Origin of the sequence: Terriglobus sp. 2YAB30_2, from assembly GCF_052114765.1 — a bacterium.
Classification (GTDB): domain Bacteria; phylum Acidobacteriota; class Terriglobia; order Terriglobales; family Acidobacteriaceae; genus Terriglobus.
On sequence record NZ_JBFRFJ010000024.1, the window covers coordinates 1 to 18,993 of the forward strand.

Genomic DNA, 18,993 nt, shown 5'->3' on the forward strand with positions numbered 1-18,993 from the left:
TCGCCGCCACCGCCTACAACCTCAAACGCATCTACATCCTCCAGAAATCCCACTAAAACAGCTCCCATCCACACTCAACAATGAAATCCTCCAACAACGGCTCACTCATCCAGAGAGATGATGCCTCTCTCACACAGACTCTTTAGCCCTGGGCCTTTTTTCTCCATCAGGGAAAAAGCCCAGGGCTTAAAGCCCGCACGTTTCTTGAATCGATAGACCGTGGGCTAAAAGCCCACGGCTCCCACCCTGGTTCGAGCTTCGCTCGAATGCCCATGTCCCCGAGGGACATTGGGCACCCGGTGTATTGGTTCGTTGAAATCCTTTAGCGTCCGAAGCGTCCCATGCTGCCCATCTGGCTCATCAGGCGGCGTTGCATCTTACCGCCGCCGGCGCCCATGCCCTTGAACATCTTCCGCATCTGCGCGTACTGGCGCAGCAGGTTATTGACCTCCTGCACGCTGGTGCCGCTGCCTGCGGCGATGCGCTTACGGCGACTGCCGGAGATGATCTCGTGGTTGAGCCGCTCCTTCGCCGTCATCGAGTTGATGATCGCCTCCACGCGGGTGAACTGGCTCTCGTCTACCTGTCCGGCAGCTGCCTGCAGGCCCTGGAACGGGCCGACCGAGGGCAGCATCTTCAGGATGGACTGCATGGAGCCCAGCTTTTTGATCTGCCGCAACTGATCGCGGAAGTCTTCCAGGGAGAAGCCGTCGCCGGCGAGGGCTTTCTTGGCGAAGGCCTCAGCCTTGCCCCGATCGAGCTTCTCTTCGGCGCGCTCCAGCAGGGTGGCGATATCGCCCATGCCCATGATGCGGCTGACGATACGGTCGGGGTGGAAGGGCTCGAAGGCGTCGGGTTTTTCGCCCGTACCGATGAACTTGACCGGAGCTCCGGTGACCTGACGAATCGAGAGCGCTGCGCCTCCGCGGGCATCGCCGTCCATCTTGGTCAGCACCACGCCGGTAACGCCGAGCCGGTCGTGGAAGGCCTTGGCCGAGTTCACGGCGTCCTGGCCGGTCATGGCGTCGGCGACGAAGAGGATCTCAGAGGGATTGAGGAGCTTCTTCAGCTCCGACATCTCGCCCATCAGCTCTTCGTCGATGCCCAGGCGTCCGGCGGTATCGACCAGCAGGATGTCGCAGCCGAAGTTGGCGGCGTCCCGCTTGGCTTCTTTGGCCAGGCGAAGCACCAGGGGCGTTCCGGCTTCGTCGGCGCCTACATTACCGGTGTAGAGCTGGGCGCCGATGGACTTGGCGACAACGGCGAGCTGTTCGCGGGCGGCGGGACGATAGACGTCGACCGAGACCAGCATCGGGCGGTGGCCGCCCTTTTTTAGCCATTGAGCCAGTTTGCCAGCGGTGGTGGTTTTACCGGAACCCTGCAGGCCGGCCATCAGGATGACCGAAGGCGGCTGCGAGGCGAACTTGAAGCGGGCGGTGTCGCGGCCCAGCAGCTCGACCAGCTCGCCGTGGATGATCTTGATGACCTGCTCTGTCGGCGACAGGGCCGTCGCTACCTGCTGGCCCATCGCCTTTTCGCGGATGTGCTCGATCAGGTCTTTGGTGACGTTCAGGTTGACGTCGGACTCGAGCAGGGCAAGGCGGATCTCGCGCAGCGCCTCGGTGATGTTCTCCTCGCTGATGGTCCCCTGACCACGGAGGTTCTTAAACGCGCGCTGCAGTTTTTCCTGGAGATTCTCAAACATAGTCGCTTTTCAGTTTATCGCGGAGCGGGGGATATCGCCGCCGGCGCCTCCAGTGCGAATTCTGTCGTCCAACGCTGGGTTTTACCCGGAGCGACGTGGATGGCGATATAGGCCTCCGGGCAGGTAGCCCGGCTGTGCCCCCAGAAGTAGAAGCGGACGATCGGGGAATCAGTCTTCTGGCGGACGCGGAGACCGGTCGAAGTGTCCGATATCTCAGAGGTGTTTGGCGTCTCAGGAGTGTAACCAGTCAGGTAGGAGCCGATCGCCCTGCCATTGGGTGGGGGACCGAGAAAACGGATCGTCCTGTCTTCGACGGAGACCGACTCAGGGAAGGGCGTCTCCACGGTCGGCGCAAAGCCGAGGGTGACGCTGGTCCCGGGCCCCGGACCTTTCCCATCCAGTTGCAGAAAGACGTGGTTATACAGCGCCGAATCGATAGGGCGTTTACCCAGGTTCGTGAGTGTATGGCGCAGCCGGACAATGTTGGACTTCTTGTCGATCTCCACCGTCTTGGTATAGCGGTAGTCGAAGCCGATGGTGGAGTGCACCACCTGGGTCGAGGTGACCGAATTGCGGTTCGAGGTCGTCTTCCAGACGCCGGTGTCGACGATGGGATACTTGCCGCCGAAGCTGTAGGGTTTTTCGTCAAGCCGGCGAAGGACACCAACGCCGAGTTTGACGAAGAGGCCGCCAGGCGCGGCTTCGTTATAGCCGGGTTCGGCCCCGTCGGGCGAGCGGAACTCTTCCGCTGGGCCGGTAATGGCGTCGTTGCCCAGCGGATCATAGTGGGAGAACCACTGCCCCCAGAAGGTATGGCCATTCAGCGTGGCGCAGGCGATGCTTCCGCTCCAGTCGAAACGGTTTGAGCGATAGTAGCCGCGCTGCGCATCCGGCAGATGCACGACGGCGGTCAATTTGCCGTTGGTGATGGTGACGCGAGGAGCATCTGGTGCGGCGTCGGCGGGGCACTGTGCAAAGGCAACGTGCGCGGCAAGAAGGGGGACGGCCAGGGCGAGCATCAGTGATTTCATCGTGCCCATGGTAGCGCGGCGAACGATTAGGATGACCTGATGAAGAGTCTTCTGGTTCGTTCGGTTGTGCTGATGGTGTGCCTTGGTGGAATTGCGGGAGCCCAATCCGTAGCCCAGACTGCAGCTTTCCGCTCCGTTGATCCGATGATCGGCACAGGCCCTGACGGACATACCTTTCCCGGCGCCGTTGTGCCCTTCGGCATGGTGCAGCTCAGCCCCGATACCGAGATCAAGCCCTTCAAGCAGAGCTACAAGTGGGCCGCGGGGTATCGCTATGAAGACAGTTCGATCCTCGGCTTCAGTCATACGCATTTCTCAGGTGCAGGCCACTCCGACCTCGGCGATGTGCTGATTACTCCGGAGACGGGCGAGGTGAAGCTCGAGCCTTCCGACTACCGATCGACCTTCCAGCACCAGAGCGAGACGGCCGAGCCTGGCTACTACGCTGTGACGCTCGATACCCCGCAGGTGCGCGCGGAGCTGACTGCAACAACCCGCGTCGGTGTCCATCGGTATACCTTTCCGTCAGACAAGCCGGCGCACCTGGTCGTCGATCTGCGATCCTCGATCTACAACTACGCGGGAAAGGTGATGTGGTCGCGGGTTCGCCTGCGCGAAGGCGGTCTGGTGACGGGGATGCGTGAGACGCGTGGCTGGGCTCCAGCGCGTCAGCTGTACTTTGCCATGCGGTTCTCCGCGCCGTTGAACGGGCATCTCTTCCGCAATGTGGAGCCTTTACCGCAGGAGTATCTCGGCTTCTCCGGCGTGCGCCGCGATGCGACCGACGTTCCATTCAAGGAGGGCCGCGGTCTGGTCGCTGCCTTCGACTTCGGACAGCTTGCCCGTCCCTTGGTCGTAGAAGTTGCGCTCTCAACCGTAAGCGAAGAGGGAGCGATCGCCAATCTGAATGCCGAGGTTAAGGGTTTCGACTTCGATGGCATGCGTGCACAGGCTCGCGCCATGTGGGAGAAGGAACTGGGCCGCGTGGAGTTCTCCGGTACGGAGGCAATGAAGAAGAACCTCTACACCGCGCTCTATCACGCACTGATGGCTCCGAGTACGGCGATGGATGTGGATGGCCGTTACCGTGGTCCGGATGAAGAGGTGCACCAGGCGAAGAACTGGGAGTTTGTCTCGACCTTCTCGCTATGGGATACCTATCGTGCCGAGCAGCCGTTGATGACATTGCTGCAGCCAGAGGAGCGCACCAACAATCTTGTCCGTTCTCTGATCGCGTCGCAGCAGCAGAGCCCCTATGGAATCCTGCCCGTCTGGCAGTTTGCAGGGCTGGAGACCTGGTGCATGATCGGCTACCACGCCGTGCCGATCCTCGCCGATGCTTACAGGAAGAGCATTCGCGGGTATGACGCTGAGGCTGCGCTGAACGCTATGGTCGTCAGCGCCCGTTATCGCCAGTATGAGGGAGTCGGCGAGTACATCGATCGCGGCTATGTGCCGGTCGATCACGATGATGAGTCTGCATCGGAGACCATGGAATATGCCTTCGATGACTGGACCATCGCACAGATGGCCCATGCGATGGGTAAGAAAGAGATCGAGCAGGAGTTCACCAAGCGTGCAGCGTACTGGCGCAATGTCTTCGATGCAAAGAGCGGTTTTGTCCGTCCCCGGCTTGCGGACGGCAGCTTCCGTGAACCCTTCGATCCGGCTAAGGCGGGCAACGGCAGCGGCTTCACTGAAGGCAATGCCTGGCAATATTCGTGGTATCAGCCTCAGGATGAGGCCGGCTTGATCCAGTTGCTCGGTGGCGATGACAAGCTGATCCAGAAGCTCGATGCCATGTTCGATGCCAAGGTCGATCCCAAACAGTATGCGGATGTTGAAGACATCGCAGGCATGATCGGACAGTACATCCATGGCAATGAGCCCAGTCATCACCTGGCGTATCTCTACGCCTACGCCGGCGCGCCATGGCGGACGCAGGAGCGGCTGAAGCAGATCGTCGAGTCGCAGTATCGTCCTGCTCCGGATGGCCTGGTAGGCAACGACGATCTCGGGCAGATGTCCGCGTGGCTCCTGTTTACGTCGATGGGCTTCTATCCGGTGGCTCCGGGAAGTAATGAATATGTATTGGGCCGGCCATTCGTTGACGAAACTAAGCTGCACTTGCCGAACGGAAAGACGCTGCGCATTGTGAAAGAGGGAAGCGGCGACTACGTCGGCGGCGTTTCGTTGAATCGTCAACCTCTGACTCGGGTCTTCCTCCGTCATGACGAGCTGCTCGCTGGCGGTGAGCTTCGCTTCACGATGCAGAGCACACCCAACAAGGAGTTTGGACGCGCGGCTTCGGCTCGTCCTTACTCCATGTCGACGATTACACATTGAGGATGGAATAATTCCTCCGCTGAAACTCAGGGAGATTCCATCGCGATGAAAAAGCTGTTGTGCGTTCTTGGTATGGCGGCCATGGTGGCCGTGGCTCATGCTGCCAGCCGACCTGCGGATATTGCCTTTCGTACAACGATGATCGATCCGGGATATGGCGAGACCGTCGCCGTCGCGGACCTGAATAAGGACGGCAAGCTCGACATCGTCGCTGGCGAGAGCTGGTACGAGGGGCCGCGCTGGGTGAAGCATCCGCTGCGCCAGATCGACTACGCCAGCGGCTACATTGACAACTTCAGCGACCAGATTATGGATGTGGACGGCGATGGCTGGCCCGACGTGATTCAGTGCAGCTACTTCGCGCACAACATCGTCTGGCTGAAGAATCCGGGCAAGGCGGGCGGTGCGTGGAAGGTGACGGAGATCGACAACAGCGGTCCTACCGAGTTTGCTTTCCTGGTCGATCTGAACAATGACGGCAAGGCTGAGGAGCTTCTGCCCGAGTTCGACCGTGAGAACGTTCCTGCCGCATGGTTCGAGCTCAAAGACCATAAGTGGGTGAAGCACACTGTCTCGCACCAGAGCTACGGTCACGGCATTGGCGCGGGCGATCTGAACGGCGATGGCCGCATCGATATCCTCACACCGCGTGGATGGCTGGAAGCGCCTGCGGACATCAATAGCTCCGCGGAGTGGACCTTCCATGCCAATGACTGGGGTGCGAAGCCGATTCTTCCCGCGGGCACGCGCCAGGATGCGTCTGTGGTCCCCGTCAACAACGGGCGAATCTCCATGAGTCAGCTTCACCTGATCGATATCAACAGTGATGGCCGCAAGGACATCGTTGCGGGTATGGCCCACGACTATGGCTTCGCCTGGTACGAACAGAATGCGGATGGCACCTGGACGCAGCACATCATTGACGCTTCCTGGTCGCAGGCGCACGAAGTTGTTCCTGTAGATCTCAACGGTGATGGTCAGATTGATTTCGTCGCAGGAAAGCGCTACTTCGCGCACAACGGCAACGACCCGGGCGAGCGCGACCCTATCGGTATCTACTGGTACGAGTGGCGTAAGCTGCCCGGGATGCAGGCGAACCCTCGGAACGGCGGAGTGGAATGGATTCGTCACATCGTCGACTACGGCGGTCGCATGGGTGCGGGTGTTCAGACAGTCGTTGTTGATATCGATGGCGATGGAGACCTCGATATTGTCAGTGCGGGAAAGTCCGGCCTCTTCCTGGCGGAGAACCTGACAAAGTCGTCGAAGTAGAGCATTTTCCCTGTTACTGGGTATCCCGGAAGGGTCGTGCAGTGGCGTTTTCATTGCGGGAACGCCCATAGGTGCGAAAGCCCCACACTACACCCACAGCGAAAATGCTCTAGCCGTTACCATAGAGCGATGTCCTCGCTCTTCGCCCTGCTCTTCAAACGGAGCTATTGGCAGGTCGTTCTGGGCAAACACAGTTGGGTGCAGGCCTATGCCGACCTGAAGCGTGCCCGTAAGGACCGCCGTGCGCGCAAACGGTTGCGGCAGTTTCTGGCGCTACTGATTTTGCCAACACTCTGTCTCGCCTACATCGCATGGCTTTTAGGCAGCCGCGCAATGTTTATGCTCCCGCTCGTGTTCTCCGTGATCTGGTGGCTTAACCGGCGCGAACAGCAGGGTGATTCACCACCGAGCATCGCCCCCTCGAAGCCAGAAAGGCCGCTGCCTTCGGCCGAGGAGATACAGGGTGTTTGCAAACACTTTGCGGAGCAGATGTTGCTGCTCGCGGTCATGGTCGACCGCGCTGGGAGCGAAGGCTTCCTAAAGGAGAAGACCATCCCGGAGGGGATGGAAGTGCTCTCCCGCCGTCTCCACATCGACCTGCTACGGAAGCACGATCTGTGGGATCGCATGCCTCCAGAGGACAGAGAGGCCGTTCTAATGGCGGACGGCCACTGGGATCGTACAACGATTCACTGCGTGGCTCTTGAAGCCGAACCATTGCGTCTGCTTCGCTGGATCCTGCGACTGGACTTCTATCTGCCGACCGTCGGGCAGTGTATGCGCACCGACTACACCATGGCCTCCGATTTGGTGAAGACCCCCGAGCGTGCTTTTCAAGGGGACAAGCTCATCGATCTGCAGACCCTCGACGATGGGTTCGATGCAGCGGAGCAGACCTTTGCCCGCTGCATCGCTGAAGGTATCCATCGCGGCTACTATGAGCCGCGCGATCAGGAGGCTGCTGCGTGGGCGACCGGAGTGGTGAAGCGCCTTGGAGGCGATCAGCATGAGGATGTTGTTCTGGGTTCAGTGCTGGTCAGCGAGGCAAGCGAGGAAGAGGTGCGCTGGGCAACGGAACTCGCCTCCAGGCGCAGAAGCTTTCTTGCCTGGGTACGCGCCCTCCTTCGCGGTGAACAGCCGCTGACGGAGGGTTTTATCGTGACCAGTGTTTATACAGCCCGGGCGGCGATACCTGAGCTGTCAGGGGACGAAGCGCAGGTAGACCAGATAGGCAATCAAAGCTCCGGCGGCGGCGACAATCATGCCGGAGACTCTGCGCTTATACACGAAGAACAGAAGCACCAGACCAGTCAGTGAGACCAGCGTCAGTAGCGCGGCACAGATGTCGATGAACATCGACCAGGCCGCGCCTGTGTCACGTCCCTTGTGCAGGTCGTTGATAACGGCGACGAAGCCATTGCGGGTCTCCGTCAGGTCGTACTTGTTGGTGTCGCGATCGATGAAGATATCTGCCGCGTATCCCGGTCCTTTGAAGGAAACCTCAAGCTGGTTGTCATCGACACGAAAGTCCGAGACTGCGCCATGCAGCTTGTGACGCGCGCGGAGATCTTCGGCAATCTTCAGCTTGTCGGGCTCTGCACCGTTCGCAGGACGCAGCCACTCGTGCGGAAGCTCACCTTTAGTGACCGTGGTCTTCTCTTTTCCTCCCAGTGCCTCAGCATGGTTCAGTGTGATGCCGGTGATCGAGAAGAAGAGAACGATGGCGAACGAGACCATCGAGAGATAGATATGCAACCAGCGCGAGATGATGGCAGTGCGCCTGCGTAGACGCACTGCCATCGTGATCGGCCGCTTGGGTGGTGTGACCATTGTTGCCATAGAGCATTTTCCCTGTGGGTTGTAGTCCAGCGCTTCCTCATCATAGGGCGTTTTCCGTAATGAAAACGCCGCTGCACGCCCCTTCCGGGATACCGAGCAACAGGGAAAACGCTCTAGATCATCTTCCCGTCTTCAGCTCAATGCTTTCCGTAGTCGACCGTTGCCGTGCCAACTTCGGCCTTGCCGTTGAGCGTGAACTTGGCTGGGGTCTTGCCGTCGAGGTTGATCTCCTGCCGCAGCAAATCATAGCCACCGTGTTCACGCGCAGCTTCGATCAGGACGGTGTACTTGCCAGGCTTCACCTGCTTGCCGCTGTTGTCTTTTCCATCCCAGCGCAGCGTATAGGCTCCCGGGACGCGGGTCGCGGAGCTTAGCGTGGCGGTCAGATCGGTACCCTCGGCCATATTGCGCATCTGGTCATCGCGGTACCACTGCTTCAGCTCATGCAGCCAGCGCGGCTTGGCGAACCAGAGAGCCAGGGTGCGGACGGGGAAGTGATCCTGGTCTTCCACCCACACCGCGACGTAGGGACGACGGTATCGTGGGCTGTCGATGCGCGCAATTTCGAAGTTGATCATTAGGTCCAGACCGGCGGTCTTGGTCGCGGGTGCAAACCCGGTGGTGACCAGGCGAGGAACCTCGCGGTTCTGCCAACCGGCGGATGCGATCGTTGAGCCGTCGCGCAGCACGAGCATGTAATCGACGCCGGAAAGCTTCGCGGCGAGCTTCTTCGACTCTTCGGGCTGCATCACGCTGAATGCGGTCGCCAGTGCGCCGGCCATTGCCGGGTCCTTCGCGATGACGGTCGACGAGATGACGTTCTCTGCCGTCTCGCCGGTGCGCGGATCGATCAGGTGCGAATAGTGCTGCCCGCCGATGTCGAAGCCACGGCGGTAGTCGCCGGAGGTAGCAATGGTGCGGTTGGTTACACGGACCATGTCGATGGGTTCGTCATTATCGGCAGCGGCCTTGGGATCGGTAATGGCAACACGTTCCGTCAGGTCGCCGCGAACGACGATATCGCCGCCGATGTTGAGCAGAACGCCACTCGCGCCCGCAGTCAGGGCCTTATCGGCCGCATGGCCGGCGATGTAGCTCTTCGCGAATGAGTTCAGCGCGACAGGAGCGTCATCCAGATGGGTTGCGGTGCCGTGAACCTTATCCAGAGTCCAGTGCGGCTGCTGCATCTTCTCGACTGCTTTGCTGAGTTCCGCCTGCGTCGGGACGCGATTCTCCACGGCTGCCCGCTTCCAGACGCGGGTGGCGGTCTCTGCGCTGGGGTCCAGGGCCCCGCCGGTTTGCTGACGGTATTCATCGAAGAGAGCAAGCACTTCGAGCAGCTCTGGAGAGACCTTCACCGGAGTGTTGTGGGTCTTCATCCAGCGTGAAAATTCTGAGTTCGACTGCCAGGCGGAGAGAATTTTGTTCTCACTCTCGATCTCGCTCAGGACGGCCTTTTCGGCACGGTTAGTCTCACCGGCGGAGGCCGTATGCAGCTTCAGCTCCATCGAGGTGCCAAGGACGTTGTCGTAGTGAAAGACGTGGGTAGCCGGCTTCTGTGCCAGGGCAGAAGCGGTAAGGCAGAGCAATAGCGCCGTGTTCTTGTGAAAGGACATGCAGACCTCTTTCTTCGTTATACGAACCAGTTGGGCTTCCGTACGCGGTTGGCGGCGAAGTTAGTTGCGAGGGGCGTCAGACCGTTGCCCCTCGGGCACGCCTTCCGGCCGAGGTCCGCGCTGCTGCTGCGGCATATTGGCGAAGTAGGTAGTTGCTTCCTGCAGATCGATACCGCCGTCATGGTTCGTGTCGATCAGGCTGAACTGCGGTCCCATGCGCTCCGGGGCCTCTTCGATGGTTACCTTGCCGTCCTTGTTGGTATCCCACTCTTCAAAGAAGTGCGCTGCGCGGTCGGCGGGTGTCTGCTGGCGCATGCGAATCTCGACGGCGGAGAGGCTTCGGTCTCCATCCTTATCGAGAGCCTTCAGTGCTGCCGGTGCGGCGGCGATCTCAGCTGCGGAGATGACGCCGTCATGGTCGGCATCGAGCGCCGAGAGGATCGGGTCCATGCGAGTGACATTGGTTCCGCGCTCGACCCGCCCGTTTGGTCCGGCTGTCTTTGAGGCGGTGGACTTCAGCTCATCGGCGTTGATCTTTCCGTCGCCGTTCTTGTCCGCACGGGCGAAGATGCCGGCCATACGTTCCGGAACTTCGTCCCTGGTCAGAACTCCGTCACCGTTCTTATCGAAGGCCATCAGGCGCTGGGCCATCTCGTCGGCATTGTTCGCTTTGGGATCGGCCTGATTCGGCAGATACTCCAGCGAGGTCAACTGACCGTCATGATTCACATCCAGAGAGAGCAGGCCGGCTGAAGCTGCGGCAATCTCTGCAAGCGAGAGCTGGCCGTCGTGATCGGTATCCAATGCCTGCAGCACAATGCGCGGCGGAGGTCCGCCGGGGCCTCCACCTGGGCTGCCCGGTCCTCCAGGACCCTGGGCCAGGAGAGTAAGAGGAAGAGCAAAAAGAGAGAGGGGCAGGGCAGGACGCATACGAGAAACCGCCTTCTATTTAGGACACATTCAGTCCTATTTTTATAGGACAGATTGGTCGTAGTTCAAGAGGCGGCATCTGCGGTGAGTTGTTTCGTTCTATACGGGAGGAAGTCCGGAGACGATCTCGACCCCGGCAGGGGGTGTGAAGACGAAGTCGGAGTCCTTGGTCGGGACGTTCTCTTTCAGGGAGCTGAAGCTGAACTCAGTAACGGAGCCATCCTGCTCCTCGATCTTCAGACCCACGATGGCGCCGGTCTCGGCTATAACCGTGACCGTGAACTCCTTCACACGGTCTTCCATGCCCTTTGGGATCCCAGTGAAGATGGCGCGGTCGCCGGAGGTGGTCATGCCGAGGTGGTCGAGCTCTTTTTCGAGGTTGGTGTGGCCCAGCAGAAACCGCAGCGGGCTGCGCATGTCGTCCAGTTGCTTGGCCGGAATCTTCTGTGCCTGGGCGTCGCCTGGCGTGTAGAAGTAAGCGTTCTTACCATCCAGGACGAAGAGCTTGCCCTCAGGAGCGGCGTAGCTCCAACGCATCTTGCCCGGTTTCCTCAGCAGCAGCGTGCCGCTCTCGGTCCGGTTCATCCCCATACCGGTATATCGCTCAGTGTACTTTGCCTCCAGCGAGCTAAGCCGGTTGTAGTGGTCATTCACGCGTTTAGCGACGTCATGCAGCGTCTGAGAGAAGGCCGGAACGGCAAAGAGAAGAACAAGACTTGCGAAGCGTCGAACCATGGTTTCTATGATGCTCGAAATTTCTGCTTGACATATAACAAAATAGTTATATAAATAAATTGCTATGGAAGCGGCTATGGACTCGATAAACCATCTCGACATCACGTTTCAGGCACTGGCGGACCCCACCCGCCGCGCGATTCTCGCGCGGCTGGCACAGGGCGAGGCATCCGTCAACGAGCTCTGCGAGCCATTTGCCATGAGCCAGCCCGCCATCTCGCGGCACCTGAAGGTGCTGGAGCAGGCCGGGCTCATCTCGCGTGGCCGTGATGCGCAGCGGCGTCTGAGCCGCATTGAAGGAGGTCCCATGGCGGAGGCAAATGCATGGCTGGAAGGCTTCCGGCGTTTCTGGGAGCCAAGCTTCCAGCGACTGGACGGACTTCTGGAAGAGATGAAAGCGGAAGAGGCAAAGAGAAGGAAGGAGAAATAGGAATGCAATTGGGAAAGCTCACACAGGAACGGCTCGGAGCGAAACAACTGGTCATCACACGCTCCTTCAATGCTCCACGGGATTTGGTGGTCAAGGCGAATACGCAACCTGAGTACGTCCGCCGCTGGCTTCTTGGGTCTCCGGGATGGGAGATGCCGGTCTGCGAGATGGATCTCCGTGTCGGTGGACGGTACCGCTGGGAGTGGTTTCACGCGGAGAAAAACATGCGGATGGGGCTCGGTGGTGAATACCTTGAGTTGGATCTTCCGCAGCGCATGCGAGTCACCCAGGCGTTCGACGATTCCTGGGATGGGAAACAGGGAATTATCGAGACCGAGTTCCTGGAGCAGGGTGCACAGACGGTAATGAAACTGACGATCACCTACGAGTCCGAGGAGATTCTGGAGCGGGTGATGCAGAGCCCCATGGCCAGCGGTATGGAGATGGGCTACGAGCGTCTTGAGACGCTCCTTAACGAGATGGAGGTCAAGTAGATGGCAATCACCAAAGGGAAGTCCACAGTCGAGATTCATGGCGAGACAGGCATCGTCGTAACCCGTACCTTCGCTGCACCACAGATTATGGTCTTTGAGGCGCTCACCAAGCCGGAGCTGCTGCAACGCTGGCTGCTGGGTCCCGAGGGCTGGACCATGCCGGCCTGCGAGGTCGATCTTCGGGTTGGCGGCCGAATCCGCTTCCTCTGGAAGAGCGCCGACGGCAAGGAGTTACAGCTAAGCGGTGTCTTCATGGCGATTGACGCCCCTAAGGGATTCTCCGCAAATCAGCGTTTCGACCTCGGTTTTATTGGGCCGGAAGAAAAGCTCACTTACATTCTTGAAGCCCAGGGTGACGAGACTCTGATGCGCGCCGAGATCGTGTACCCCACCCGGGAGATTCGCGATGGCAGTCTGCAGGGCGGTATGACGGACGGCATGGAGACCAGCTATGCGCGGATGGATGAGGTGCTGAAGTCCCGTTAAGCTACCAATGCAGAAAAGCCCGCCGGATGGCGGGCTTTTCTTGTTCGATAAAGCTGTCGCTACTGGACAGGAGCGGTGCAGGCGGTGCCGCCGGCAGCGTCGTACTTCACCTGCTGTGACTCGTCGGAGCAGAAGCCGCGGTCGCCGGTCTTGCCGACCTGCTGCGGAACTGCGGTGATCTCGTACGAGGTGTACTGATCTGTATTGTTTACGGTCACCTTGGTGCAGTTGGTGATAGCGAAGGTATAACCCGCCTTCACGCCACTGGTCAGATCGGGCGGCAGCAGATGTGCCGATGTCGGACTCGCAGCACCAGAAGAGTCCTCGCCGCCGAGAGCGGAGAGGGAGCAGGCAAATCCGTTCGCCGGATAGTTTGACGAGTACATCTGCTGTGCCTGGGCGATGGCGCGGACCGACTGAATGGCCGAGGTTTCGTTGGCCTTGCGGCGAATCTTCGTGAGCTGCGGAATGGCCAAGGTCATCAGGATCAGGATGACGGACATCACGATCAAGAGCTCGACCAGGGAGAAACCATGCTCCTTGGAGCGCTCATAACGTTGGGAAAGAGACTTCGTGTTCATGATTCCTCTGCGAAATGGAGTTTAGCAGGCGAGATCGCTGCGTTGGATGTCGATGCCGTCGAGGTTGCCAAGCAGTGCCAGGGCGAGAGCGTCAGGATGGAAGAGTTCCTGCGCCAGCACCTGCAGGTCCTCGCGGGTAACAGCCTCCACCTGATCGATGATCTCGTCCACGGTAAAGAAGCGGTCGAAGTACATCTGCTGGCGCGCCAGGTTAGCCATGCGGCTGGACGACGACTCCAGGCCGAGCACGATGTTGCCCTTCAACTGATTTTTGGCGCGTTCCAGTTCGTCCTCGGTAACCAACTCCTGCTTCAGACGGCTTAGTTCGGAGACCGTGAGCAGGATGGCCTCCTTCGCCTTCTCGGGAGCAGTGCCGGCATAGACGCAAAGGGAACCGGTATCGCGGAAGGGGTTCATCTCGGAATAAATGCTGTAGGCCAGGCCGCGGTCTTCGCGGATGGTCTGGAAGAGGCGGGAGCTCATGCCTCCGCCTAAAATCGTATTGAGCAGATAGACGGGGTAGCGCAGTTGTGAGGCGACGGCAGGCGCGGTCGCACCAAGGCAGATCTGCACCTGTTCGAGCGATTTCTTATTGCGCAGAGTCAGGTGATGCTGCGACTCTGGACGAGCACGTCCAGGCAGGGCGCTGGAGGTCGCCGAAAGCGTCGAGAAGTGCTGCTCTACCAGCGCTACGAAGGTATCGTGATCCAGATTGCCGGCAGCGGAGAAGACCATATTGGCCGCGCTAAAGTGCCCAGCATAGAAGTCGAAGACCATCTGCTGGCGGAAGGAAGAGACGGTCTTCTTGGTTCCGAGGATCGGGCGTCCCAGGGCGTCGTTTTTCCAGAAGTTCTGGGTGAAGAGTTCGTGGACCAGGTAGTCCGGGCTATCCTCATCCATCTTGATCTCCTCCAGGATGACGGATTGCTCACGGACGATATCGTCCGGGGTGAACGTTGGATGCAGCACGAGATCGGCGAGCACATCCATGGCGACAGCTACGTTGCTGTCCAGCACCTTGATGTTGAAACAGATGGTCTCTTTCCCGGTGAAGGCGTCCAGGTTGCCGCCGATGGCATCGACCTCGCGGGCGATCTGCTGAGCGCTGCGCGACGTGGTGCCCTTGAAGACCATGTGCTCAACAAAGTGCGAGATCCCGTTCAGCTCCGGCGCCTCATCGCGTGAGCCCGTACCCACCCAGACACCCATGGAGACGGAGCGGAGATGTGGCATGCGTTCGGTCAGGACCAGGAGGCCGTTGGGAAGGCGGGTTTTACGGATGTTGCGGGCCGGATGGCCGGAGGTCGCGGTCGTTGAGTTTTCGGCCAGGGTAATGTCCAGGGACAAATGTTGCTCCTTCATGGCAAACGCCTCGAAAGCGTGCGGAAACGGCTATTGTTTCATAAGACGAACCGGAAGGCGTTAGAGTGAGAACAGGGGAAACGCACCAAATGGCCGGCAGTTCACAGACCACGCAGAATGAACAGCTTACCGCTCCGGGCAAGGCTCTGGTGCAGCGCGCTCTCTTCGGCATGACGCTGAAGCAGTTGACGGCTCTGGTCGATAGCCTGCGCCAACCCCTCTTCCGCGCCAAGCAACTGCATGATGCTCTCTACCGGCAACGGGTGGAGTCGATTGAGGATATCTCTACGCTCCCGGTGGCGGTACGCGAGAAGTTGAAGGCGGATGGTTGGAGCGTCGGCCTGCCCCAGGTAGCCCTGGTGGCGAAGTCTGTTGATGGCACGGAGCGCTACCTGGTCAAGCTGGGCGACGGCGAGACGGTGGAGACCGTCTGGATGCCTGGAGGCGATGGTGGCGAGCAGGGAGATGGAACACCTGCTGCGGAAGAGGAAGAAGCCGTCGCCGCTCCCGTTGATGAGTACAAGCGTGGGACTATTTGTATCTCCAGCCAGGTGGGCTGTGCGGTCAATTGCCAGTTCTGTCTCACTGGAAAATTGGGATTGCGCCGCAACCTGACCGCCGGTGAGATCGCCGGACAGGTGGCTGTGGTGCTGAACCGTCAGGGGATGCAGGTCGGCAAAGACCGCATCAATCTCGTTTTCATGGGGCAGGGAGAGCCCTTCCATAACTTCGACAACTTCATGGATTCGGTTCGTTTGATGGTCGGGCCGATGGGAATCCCCGAGTCGCGCATGACAGTCTCGACCTCCGGCATTCTGCATGGCATTGACCGCTATATGCAGGAACCGGTTCGGCCGAAGCTGGCGATCAGCCTGAATGGCTCCAATGACAAGGTGCGCACCGCCGTGATGCCGATCAATAAGAAGTGGCCGATCGGCGTGCTGCTGAATGTCGTCCGGCAGATCCCGCTGCGTCCGCGGGAGCGACTGACCTTTGAATACGTCCTTCTGGGCGGCGTGAACGACAGCGTGGAGAATGCGCGTGAAGTCGTGCTACTGCTAAGGGGATTGCGGGCGAAGGTGAACCTGATCGTCTGGAACCCCGGTCCCTATATGCCCTTCGAGCAGCCTGACGATGAGCATGTCGCGGCCTTCCAGCAGACCTTACGCGATGCCGGACTGCCGGCTTATATTCGTCGCCCACGGGGACGGGATATCTACGCGGCCTGCGGGCAGCTGAAGCGCACTATGGACGATGAACGGCTGGTCACGATCCACTAAACCCGGATTACGCGGATATCCTTCGCCGCATATGCGGCAGCAACCGACTCAGGCAGCCCGGTGTCAGTGATCAGGATGTCGATATCTTCGAGCGGAGAGACGAAGGCCGGCGAGACATTGCCGAACTTTGACGAGTCAGCAACGACAATCACTTGCTTGGCCTGTCGTGCCATGGCGCGGAAGACAAGAGCCTCTTCCTGTTCACGGGTAGTGGCGCCGCGTTCGAGGTCCACTCCGGTCACCCCCAGAAACACCTTGTCCATATAAACCGTGTTGAGAAAATCAAGCGTCGCCTGGCCAGAGAGAGAGAAGGCCCATGCCCATGCCAGCAGACCGCCGGTCAGCGATGTCTTGATGCCGGGTTGATTGCACAGCTCCATACCGATGTTGATGGCATTGGTCACGACCGAGATATTGCGGCGATGACGGAGTGCGCGACCTATCTGGGTCGTCGTGGTGCCGGCGTTTAGGCCAATGGTCTCGTTCTCCTGGATCAGGTCGGCTGCCGCAAGACCAATGCGCCGTTTTTCTTCGGCGAAGCGTCCCTCGCGCGATTGAAAGCTGATGTCATACCGAAAGGGCTCATACAGGAGCGGCTCCACCAGGGTGGCGCCGCCATGGGTACGGCGGATCAGGCCGCGTTTTTCCAGGCGGGTGAGATCGCGGCGGATCGAGGGTGCGGAGGTGCCGACGGTCGCAACAAGCTCCTCAACGGAGATATCCCCATTGCGCAGCAACAATTTCATGATTCGCTCGGCGCGCTCTTCGGTCTTCGTAGACATAATGGTCTCGAACAGCTTATACCCAGTTCTCATTCAAATGGGCAGAGTATTTGATCGTTTGGATACGAATAAACCGTAATTTCGCAGATGATTGAGCGTATTGTGGCGATATAATCACTTTTGAGGTGATGCAATGCAAGAGGGACTGAATGGCTTTCCGCACTGGATGCTGAAGGAGATCTTCGAGCAGCCCGATGCGCTGGATCGTACGTTGGCGGCCTATGGGGCGAGCGTCCTTGCACCGGTGCAGCAGTGGCTCAAGGGCGTGCAGGAGATCGTGATTGCGGCGAGTGGCTCCAGCCGTCATGCAGGTCTGGTGGCCGAGCTGATTCTGGAAGACCGTGCCGGTATCCACGTGGATGTGGAGTACGCCAGCGAGTACGTCTACCGCAGCGAAGCACGTCTCAAGCAGGCAGCGGTGATCGTCGTCTCGCAGTCGGGAGAGACGGCCGATACCCTGGCGGCTTTGCGCAAGGCCAAAGAGATGGGGCAGAAGACGCTCGCGATTACCAATGTCGCCACCTCGTCCATGGCGCGCGAGGCCGATGTGGCGCTGACCACGCAGGCGGGTGTAGAGAAGGCAATTCCGGCGACTAAGAGCTTTACCACGCAGCTTCTGCTGCTGGCAGTATTGGCGGAGCAGGCGGCTGCGCAGCGGGGTCTGCCGGCTATCGGGCTGGAGAAGGTTGTGCCGCAGATCATTACGCAGATGCGTGCATGGCTTCCGCGCTGGCAACAGGTGGTTGCCGTAGCGGCAGGCCGTCTGCAGGCAGCGGAGACGTTTCTCTTCCTTGGCCGCGGTGTTCACTATGCGATTGCCCGTGAAGGTGCTCTGAAGCTGAAAGAGAGCAGCTACATCCATGCCGAGGGATATCCCAGCGGAGAGTTGAAGCACGGCCCCAATGCCCTGGTAGGCAGCAAGACTCCGCTGGTGATGCTGGCGACCGTGGACCACAACGATGCCGAGAGCGTACTGCGTTACGAGAAGGTGATGCAGTTGATGCAGGACATGCGTGCGCAGGGAGCCCCGATCCTGGCGATTGCCAATGAGGGAGACGTGCAGGCGGCTGCGTTGGCCGATGCCATTGTGGAAGTGCCGGCGGCGCCCGAGCATCTTCTGCCGATTCTTGAGGTGGTGCCGCTGCAGCTCTTCGCCTACTTCATGGCCATTGGACGCGGAATTGACGTGGATAAACCGCGCAACCTCGTGAAGTCAGTGGTAGTTGAGTAGGTTCCTGCAGGCGTGGTTTGTGCTTGCAGGTGTAAGTACGGCTGTGCTCTTCTGGTCGCTCAGAAGCATATATGGGAGATGGTCCGCTGATGCAGTCTCGTCCTGTACGGCTTGAAGTTGCCGTGGACTCCACAACGTCGCTGAACGCCGCTCTTGAAGGAGGCGCCGATCGGATTGAGCTGTGCTCGGCTCTTGCCGACGGCGGACTCACGCCCAGTCTCGGCTTTATCGGCGCCGCTCTACAGGTCAGTGAAGTGCCTGTGCATGTCATGATCCGTCCGCGCGCCGGCGATTTTCTCTATACCGAGGAAGAGCTGACCGTAATGCGGATGGACATTGAAGGCTGCAAGGAGGTCGGCGCTCAGGGTGTCGTCTTCGGCGTCCTGATGAAGAACCATACGGTCGACGTAAAGCGCACACTGGAACTGGTGGAGCGAGCCCGGCCGATGAAGGTGGTCTTTCACCGTGCTTTCGATGTCACGGCAGATCTGGAAGAGGCTCTTGAAGACCTGATTCAGTGTGGTGTGGATGAGGTGTTGACCTCAGGCGGAGACGACTCCCTGGAGCATGGCCAGCAGATGGTGTCGTCACTGGTGCAGCAGGCCGCGGGGCGCATCCGGATTATGGGCGGAGCCGGCGTGACGGTACGCAACGCCAGGCAGCTTTGGGACGCAACTGGCGTCGACTGGTTGCATGGATCCTTCCGAGGTGAGGCCATAGCCGGCAGCAGGCTGGCCATGGGAGACGAAGAACGCGAGCTGGTGCGGATTACTTCGCGGGAAGATGTGGCGCGCGTCAAACATTTACTGACAATTGAGCGGCAGCCTGCCGTGTAAAATCTGTAATACACGCGAGCAACTGTGCCGAGTGATC

18 protein-coding genes are annotated in these 18,993 nt (G+C 59.6%); 9 read left to right on the plus strand and 9 right to left on the minus strand.

Annotated elements, in window-relative coordinates:
- Nucleotides 1-322: 322 nt before the first annotated feature.
- Nucleotides 323-1,705, minus strand: a complete 1,383-nt coding sequence (ffh, locus tag AB4Y89_RS22735) for a signal recognition particle protein (RefSeq protein ID WP_442303230.1) — start codon at nucleotides 1,703-1,705, stop codon at nucleotides 323-325.
- A 14-nt stretch (nucleotides 1,706-1,719) separates the two neighbouring features.
- Nucleotides 1,720-2,736: a hypothetical protein gene (locus tag AB4Y89_RS22740; RefSeq protein WP_442303231.1), complete on the minus strand. Its 1,017-nt coding sequence runs from the start codon at nucleotides 2,734-2,736 to the stop codon at nucleotides 1,720-1,722.
- Nucleotides 2,737-2,775: 39 nt separating this feature from the next.
- On the opposite strand from AB4Y89_RS22740, the gene AB4Y89_RS22745 reads away from it, so the two are divergent.
- From AB4Y89_RS22745 to AB4Y89_RS22755, 3 genes are all read left to right on the plus strand, one after another.
- Complete coding sequence (locus tag AB4Y89_RS22745) at nucleotides 2,776-5,082, plus strand: GH92 family glycosyl hydrolase (protein WP_442303232.1); 2,307 nt, start codon at nucleotides 2,776-2,778, stop codon at nucleotides 5,080-5,082.
- Between the two features lie 45 nt (nucleotides 5,083-5,127).
- Nucleotides 5,128-6,354 (plus strand): FG-GAP repeat domain-containing protein, encoded by a 1,227-nt coding sequence (locus AB4Y89_RS22750; RefSeq protein WP_442303233.1) that lies wholly within the window; start codon nucleotides 5,128-5,130, stop codon nucleotides 6,352-6,354.
- Nucleotides 6,355-6,483: 129 nt separating this feature from the next.
- Nucleotides 6,484-7,671 (plus strand): hypothetical protein, encoded by a 1,188-nt coding sequence (locus tag AB4Y89_RS22755; RefSeq protein WP_442303234.1) that lies wholly within the window; start codon nucleotides 6,484-6,486, stop codon nucleotides 7,669-7,671.
- On the opposite strand, the gene AB4Y89_RS22760 is transcribed toward AB4Y89_RS22755, so the two are convergent.
- The 4 genes from AB4Y89_RS22760 to lolA form a co-directional block, all read right to left on the minus strand.
- Nucleotides 7,555-8,193, minus strand: coding sequence for a PepSY-associated TM helix domain-containing protein (locus tag AB4Y89_RS22760; RefSeq protein ID WP_442303235.1), 639 nt, complete (start codon nucleotides 8,191-8,193; stop codon nucleotides 7,555-7,557). The genes AB4Y89_RS22755 and AB4Y89_RS22760 overlap by 117 nt on opposite strands.
- A gap of 137 nt (nucleotides 8,194-8,330) precedes the next feature.
- Complete coding sequence (locus AB4Y89_RS22765; protein ID WP_442303236.1) at nucleotides 8,331-9,809, minus strand: DUF2271 domain-containing protein; 1,479 nt, start codon at nucleotides 9,807-9,809, stop codon at nucleotides 8,331-8,333.
- Between the two features lie 60 nt (nucleotides 9,810-9,869).
- Nucleotides 9,870-10,739 carry an EF-hand domain-containing protein gene (locus tag AB4Y89_RS22770; protein WP_442303237.1) on the minus strand — a complete coding sequence of 290 codons (870 nt, stop codon included), beginning with the start codon at nucleotides 10,737-10,739 and terminating at the stop codon, nucleotides 9,870-9,872.
- A 99-nt stretch (nucleotides 10,740-10,838) separates the two neighbouring features.
- Complete coding sequence (gene lolA, locus AB4Y89_RS22775; protein ID WP_442303238.1) at nucleotides 10,839-11,474, minus strand: outer membrane lipoprotein chaperone LolA; 636 nt, start codon at nucleotides 11,472-11,474, stop codon at nucleotides 10,839-10,841.
- 76 nt (nucleotides 11,475-11,550) lie between these two features.
- Here lolA and AB4Y89_RS22780 point away from each other — a divergent pair, with 76 nt between their 5' ends.
- Genes AB4Y89_RS22780 through AB4Y89_RS22790 form a run of 3 tightly spaced genes read left to right on the plus strand, consistent with a single transcriptional unit; the run spans nucleotide 11,551 to nucleotide 12,884 of the window.
- Nucleotides 11,551-11,904, plus strand: a complete 354-nt coding sequence (locus AB4Y89_RS22780) for an ArsR/SmtB family transcription factor (RefSeq protein WP_442303239.1) — start codon at nucleotides 11,551-11,553, stop codon at nucleotides 11,902-11,904.
- A 2-nt stretch (nucleotides 11,905-11,906) separates the two neighbouring features.
- The gene (locus AB4Y89_RS22785; RefSeq protein ID WP_442303240.1) at nucleotides 11,907-12,398 is read left to right on the plus strand and encodes an SRPBCC domain-containing protein; all 492 of its coding nucleotides are present in this window, start codon (nucleotides 11,907-11,909) and stop codon (nucleotides 12,396-12,398) included.
- Nucleotides 12,399-12,884, plus strand: a complete 486-nt coding sequence (locus tag AB4Y89_RS22790) for an SRPBCC domain-containing protein (RefSeq protein WP_442303241.1) — start codon at nucleotides 12,399-12,401, stop codon at nucleotides 12,882-12,884.
- 59 nt (nucleotides 12,885-12,943) lie between these two features.
- Here the strand turns inward: AB4Y89_RS22790 and AB4Y89_RS22795 are convergent, their stop codons facing one another.
- Both AB4Y89_RS22795 and AB4Y89_RS22800 read right to left on the minus strand, forming a co-directional pair.
- The gene (locus tag AB4Y89_RS22795) at nucleotides 12,944-13,465 is read right to left on the minus strand and encodes a type IV pilin protein (RefSeq protein WP_442303242.1); all 522 of its coding nucleotides are present in this window, start codon (nucleotides 13,463-13,465) and stop codon (nucleotides 12,944-12,946) included.
- A 21-nt stretch (nucleotides 13,466-13,486) separates the two neighbouring features.
- Complete coding sequence (locus tag AB4Y89_RS22800; RefSeq protein WP_442303243.1) at nucleotides 13,487-14,827, minus strand: M16 family metallopeptidase; 1,341 nt, start codon at nucleotides 14,825-14,827, stop codon at nucleotides 13,487-13,489.
- Between the two features lie 89 nt (nucleotides 14,828-14,916).
- On the opposite strand from AB4Y89_RS22800, the gene rlmN reads away from it, so the two are divergent.
- Nucleotides 14,917-16,107: a 23S rRNA (adenine(2503)-C(2))-methyltransferase RlmN gene (rlmN, locus tag AB4Y89_RS22805; RefSeq protein WP_442303244.1), complete on the plus strand. Its 1,191-nt coding sequence runs from the start codon at nucleotides 14,917-14,919 to the stop codon at nucleotides 16,105-16,107.
- Here the strand turns inward: rlmN and AB4Y89_RS22810 are convergent.
- Complete coding sequence (locus AB4Y89_RS22810) at nucleotides 16,104-16,889, minus strand: DeoR/GlpR family DNA-binding transcription regulator (protein ID WP_442303245.1); 786 nt, start codon at nucleotides 16,887-16,889, stop codon at nucleotides 16,104-16,106. The two genes, rlmN and AB4Y89_RS22810, sit on opposite strands and share 4 nt — an antisense overlap.
- Before the next feature lie 133 nt (nucleotides 16,890-17,022).
- Between AB4Y89_RS22810 and AB4Y89_RS22815 the strand changes: the two genes are divergently transcribed.
- Both AB4Y89_RS22815 and AB4Y89_RS22820 read left to right on the plus strand, forming a co-directional pair.
- Nucleotides 17,023-18,120, plus strand: coding sequence for an SIS domain-containing protein (locus AB4Y89_RS22815; RefSeq protein ID WP_442303246.1), 1,098 nt, complete (start codon nucleotides 17,023-17,025; stop codon nucleotides 18,118-18,120).
- Between the two features lie 89 nt (nucleotides 18,121-18,209).
- Nucleotides 18,210-18,956: a copper homeostasis protein CutC gene (locus AB4Y89_RS22820; RefSeq protein WP_442303247.1), complete on the plus strand. Its 747-nt coding sequence runs from the start codon at nucleotides 18,210-18,212 to the stop codon at nucleotides 18,954-18,956.
- Nucleotides 18,957-18,993: the final 37 nt, after the last annotated feature.

Bases quoted from the DNA above. Each gene is read 5' to 3' on its own strand.
- ffh (WP_442303230.1), bottom strand. From the start codon at position 1,705: ATGTTTGAGAATCTCCAGGAAAAACTGCAGCGCGCGTTTAAGAACCTC.
- AB4Y89_RS22740 (WP_442303231.1), bottom strand. From the start codon at position 2,736: ATGAAATCACTGATGCTCGCCCTGGCCGTCCCCCTTCTTGCCGCGCAC.
- AB4Y89_RS22745 (WP_442303232.1), top strand. From the start codon at position 2,776: ATGAAGAGTCTTCTGGTTCGTTCGGTTGTGCTGATGGTGTGCCTTGGT.
- AB4Y89_RS22750 (WP_442303233.1), top strand. From the start codon at position 5,128: ATGAAAAAGCTGTTGTGCGTTCTTGGTATGGCGGCCATGGTGGCCGTG.
- AB4Y89_RS22755 (WP_442303234.1), top strand. From the start codon at position 6,484: ATGTCCTCGCTCTTCGCCCTGCTCTTCAAACGGAGCTATTGGCAGGTC.
- AB4Y89_RS22760 (WP_442303235.1), bottom strand. From the start codon at position 8,193: ATGGCAACAATGGTCACACCACCCAAGCGGCCGATCACGATGGCAGTG.
- AB4Y89_RS22765 (WP_442303236.1), bottom strand. From the start codon at position 9,809: ATGTCCTTTCACAAGAACACGGCGCTATTGCTCTGCCTTACCGCTTCT.
- AB4Y89_RS22770 (WP_442303237.1), bottom strand. From the start codon at position 10,739: ATGCGTCCTGCCCTGCCCCTCTCTCTTTTTGCTCTTCCTCTTACTCTC.
- lolA (WP_442303238.1), bottom strand. From the start codon at position 11,474: ATGGTTCGACGCTTCGCAAGTCTTGTTCTTCTCTTTGCCGTTCCGGCC.
- AB4Y89_RS22780 (WP_442303239.1), top strand. From the start codon at position 11,551: ATGGACTCGATAAACCATCTCGACATCACGTTTCAGGCACTGGCGGAC.
- AB4Y89_RS22785 (WP_442303240.1), top strand. From the start codon at position 11,907: ATGCAATTGGGAAAGCTCACACAGGAACGGCTCGGAGCGAAACAACTG.
- AB4Y89_RS22790 (WP_442303241.1), top strand. From the start codon at position 12,399: ATGGCAATCACCAAAGGGAAGTCCACAGTCGAGATTCATGGCGAGACA.
- AB4Y89_RS22795 (WP_442303242.1), bottom strand. From the start codon at position 13,465: ATGAACACGAAGTCTCTTTCCCAACGTTATGAGCGCTCCAAGGAGCAT.
- AB4Y89_RS22800 (WP_442303243.1), bottom strand. From the start codon at position 14,827: ATGAAGGAGCAACATTTGTCCCTGGACATTACCCTGGCCGAAAACTCA.
- rlmN (WP_442303244.1), top strand. From the start codon at position 14,917: ATGGCCGGCAGTTCACAGACCACGCAGAATGAACAGCTTACCGCTCCG.
- AB4Y89_RS22810 (WP_442303245.1), bottom strand. From the start codon at position 16,889: ATGTCTACGAAGACCGAAGAGCGCGCCGAGCGAATCATGAAATTGTTG.
- AB4Y89_RS22815 (WP_442303246.1), top strand. From the start codon at position 17,023: ATGCAAGAGGGACTGAATGGCTTTCCGCACTGGATGCTGAAGGAGATC.
- AB4Y89_RS22820 (WP_442303247.1), top strand. From the start codon at position 18,210: ATGCAGTCTCGTCCTGTACGGCTTGAAGTTGCCGTGGACTCCACAACG.